This is a genomic window from Desulfosarcina cetonica JCM 12296 (assembly GCF_001311845.1).
In the GTDB taxonomy this organism is placed as follows: Bacteria; Desulfobacterota; Desulfobacteria; order Desulfobacterales; family Desulfosarcinaceae; genus Desulfosarcina; species Desulfosarcina cetonica.
In genome coordinates this window covers 1-3,094 of record NZ_BBCC01000357.1, presented here as the reverse complement: position 1 = coordinate 3,094, position 3,094 = coordinate 1, and the positions used below count along the sequence as shown (strand labels likewise).

Annotated in this window: 2 protein-coding genes; both read right to left on the bottom strand. The window is 51.5% G+C overall.

Features of this window, described 5'->3' with window-relative positions; translation table 11 throughout:
- Positions 1 to 23 precede the first annotated feature (23 nt).
- Entirely contained in the window at positions 24 to 2,066 is a 2,043-nt protein-coding gene (locus JCM12296_RS33675) for a recombinase family protein (RefSeq protein WP_054702352.1), read from the bottom strand.
- Between the two features lie 136 nt (positions 2,067 to 2,202).
- The gene (locus JCM12296_RS33670) at positions 2,203 to 2,661 is read right to left on the bottom strand and encodes a COG3415 family protein (RefSeq protein WP_054702350.1); all 459 of its coding nucleotides are present in this window, start codon (positions 2,659 to 2,661) and stop codon (positions 2,203 to 2,205) included.
- Between the last annotated feature and the right edge of the window lie 433 nt (positions 2,662 to 3,094).

Here is a 3,094-nt window from a genome sequence, read left to right as displayed (position 1 = left end):
GATCATGCATATTGATACCCCCTTCAACAACCCATTTGCTCAATGAGACCGGCTCTGAGTTTTTTGAAGCGGTCAATTGTTTCCGGTTTGTCCGGAAAGAGGTAGAGGCCGGTTTGGATGTCTCGGGTGACATGGATGACTCCTTTAGTGATTCGATCATAAATCCAGTTCCTGGGAATATCAAGGGTACTGGCAATTTGCGGTACTGTGAGATAGCCGGCAATCTGACGAGGGTGTGACTGACTGGGGTTTCGCATGATGCCGTGTTGCAAACGCACGGCCTTAACCGTACTGGGTAATACGTGATCATGCATCGGAGATCTGAAGCCTTCGGCTGTGAGAGCTGAGGCGATATCTTCGTCTCGTTGGCCCTGTTTGCTCATTTGTACTATTTTTAACTCCATTTGCTTAAAGCCGGCAAGCTCTGCAAGCGAGCCGACGGGAATGGGGATATCGAAAGAACTTGTGGCGCCACCTCGCCATACGATCCGTAGGAGAACCAGATCGCGTCTTGCCCGGTGAATGATGACCTTGTCGATAAGGCATCTGAGCAGCGCTTTTTTATGCTCGCGTGAAAGCAGATTGGTGTCCCAAATGTCGGGCAGTTTTTGGCCGATTTGAGTAAATGCCGCCTTGAGCTCGGCGGTGATTTTTAAGGGTGTGACCGACGGACGCTCATCTTGCGCAAGGGCATCTTCGGCGCGGTTAAGCTCCCGCAGGGCAACTTCCCAGCGCCTTTCAAGCTCGGCGGCCACCAAACGATTTTCCGGATCGACTTGCATGTATTGGCGTTTGGCAAGTGCCGCTTCATAGCGCAATCGATCGACCTGCTGAACCAAGGCGTGGTTGACTTGCTTATTGGCCCGGCGCTTTTGTTTCATCGCCTGGGTGTAGATATCAATCTCAATGGGGGACAAGGCGGCGAAAAAGGCTTCCACAACTTTCCGATCCACCGGATCCGCGGGGATGTACTGGCAAACCGAACTGCCGTGTTGCTGGCGTAGGTAGTTGCAAATATAGCGCGTGCTGTTTTTGTATTGCACAACCATTTTGTGTCCGCATTGTCCGCAATAGACAATGCCGTGGACCAGGGCCGCTCCCGGCCTGGGGACGCCTCTGGATTTATTGCGATCATACTGAGCGTAGTTGTCCTTGAGCATGTTTTGGATTTTCTCATATGTCTCCCAGGAGATATATGATGGGTACTTGTCGTTCACGCGAATTCTCCATTGATCGATGGGCAGTACTTTTTGTATGGGTTTTTTTCCAGGCGCACGAATCGTTCGGGTGCGGCCGTAGACAAAAGCACCGGCATAGGCCGGGTTTTTCAAGGTATTGATTATGCCGGCAGTGGAAGGACTTTTCCAGACAACATCGCCAAAGCGGTTTTTTCTAGGAATGAGCAACCCTTGATCGTTAAAAAATCTCAGCACCTTGCAAGCGGATTTTACCCGAAGAAAGGTAGCAAAGATCAGCTCGAGACGGCTTTGTACCTCCTGATTGGGCTCCTTGTGTACCGCGCCAGTGGGGTCTCTGAAAAGCCCTACAGGCAGCGTGAGCGCCAATTCTCCGCGTTTGGCCTTGCTCAGGAGCCCTGCGGTGAGCCGGGAACGGATCATATGCAGCTCCATTTCGGACATCTGGCCCTTCAATCCCAACAGCAGACGGCCATTGGCAGAGCCCGGATCATATATACCGTCCCTATCGGCAATCAAGCAGTTCATATAGCCGCAGACATCGAGCAGAGGGTACCAGTCAGAACAATTACGCGACAGGCGGGTGACTTCGGTGGACAAAATAATGCCTACCTGGCCCAAGGAGACTCTGGCGGCAAGATTCTTGAAACCATCTCGTCCTTGGGTACTGGAGCCGGTAATGCCCTGGTCGGAGTCAATCACAAGGAGATCGTTTTCATGCCAGCCCAAGTCAATTGCGCGCTGCTTGAGCGCGTACTGGAGGCGCCGGCTTTCCTGATTGGAGATCACCTGGTGGGGCGTGGACTGGCGGATATAAATCACCGCCGAGCGGGACAGATGAGCCGGCGTCACAAGGTCGGAGCGAAGCATTAGCAATCACCTCCAAAAGTACACCGGTAAGATCGGCAAGAACGCCATCTTGCAGGGCTGGACCCAGCGTCCCCCAAACTGAATTTGTTGATGTGCCGGTCGCCGAATGGGTTCAAAACGTTCATGGTAGTTGCATTCAACCAGAGTCGATCGAACGATTGTCGCACGGCGCATGCCATCCATGTCGGGCCAACATGCGGTATATGGTGGACGCCGGGACTTTCTTGCCGATAGCGGTTTCGTAGGCTTTATGGATATCGGCCACCACCAGGGATCCGCTTTCGCGTGCCCTTTGAAAAAAAGTGGCAAGCAGTTGGGCCTCCTGTTCGAGAGACATGTTCTGACGTCTGCGGCCACCCCGTTTTTGTGCGGCAACACGAGTTCCAGCGCAGTCGGCGCGGAACTCGGCTTGCAGGCGACAGACAGTGGCTTTAGAACGGCCGATGGCGATACCGGTGGCAACCAAATCGAAACTAAATCGTGCCGGAAGAAGGATCGCTTGCGCTTTTCTGAGCTCATGCGCGTCGTTGGTAAATTGGACTTTTTCCGATGCAATATCGGCAAGATTTTTAGAGATGCGAGGTTTACGTCCCATCGGAGAAAAATCCGCATAAAGGATAGATTCAATATTTCTAATATTATCATATTGAATGCAAATAAATCAAGAGGGAGAGGCAAAATTCTAAAACGTGAATCGATGCGATCGCCGTTCATATCGAGTCTTCCATTTTGAGAACGCCCAATTGTCTTATGAGGCCCACCAACTCGGAAACCGCTTCAAAAGAAATCTTGGTTTGACATAAAGGTATAGGGTTTACGGACAAATTGGTTGCGGAGATGGGAATGTGTTTGTGAATATCCTTTTGGTAAGCCACGATAACATGGCAAGGACGATCGGAGGATGATGAGTTACAGAGATAAGGGGAAAACGTCGTCCATAAAGCGGGTGGGTAGGGTCGATGACTTCAACCTCTGTCAAGCCGTCCGCAGGTGGGTTGTTGATAAGGGTATCAAGTTGATATATCGTT

Excerpts from the sequence above, each read along its gene's own strand:
- JCM12296_RS33670 (WP_054702350.1), bottom strand. The coding sequence starts at position 2,661 with ATGGGACGTAAACCTCGCATCTCTAAAAATCTTGCCGATATTGCATCG.
- JCM12296_RS33675 (WP_054702352.1), bottom strand. The coding sequence starts at position 2,066 with ATGCTTCGCTCCGACCTTGTGACGCCGGCTCATCTGTCCCGCTCGGCG.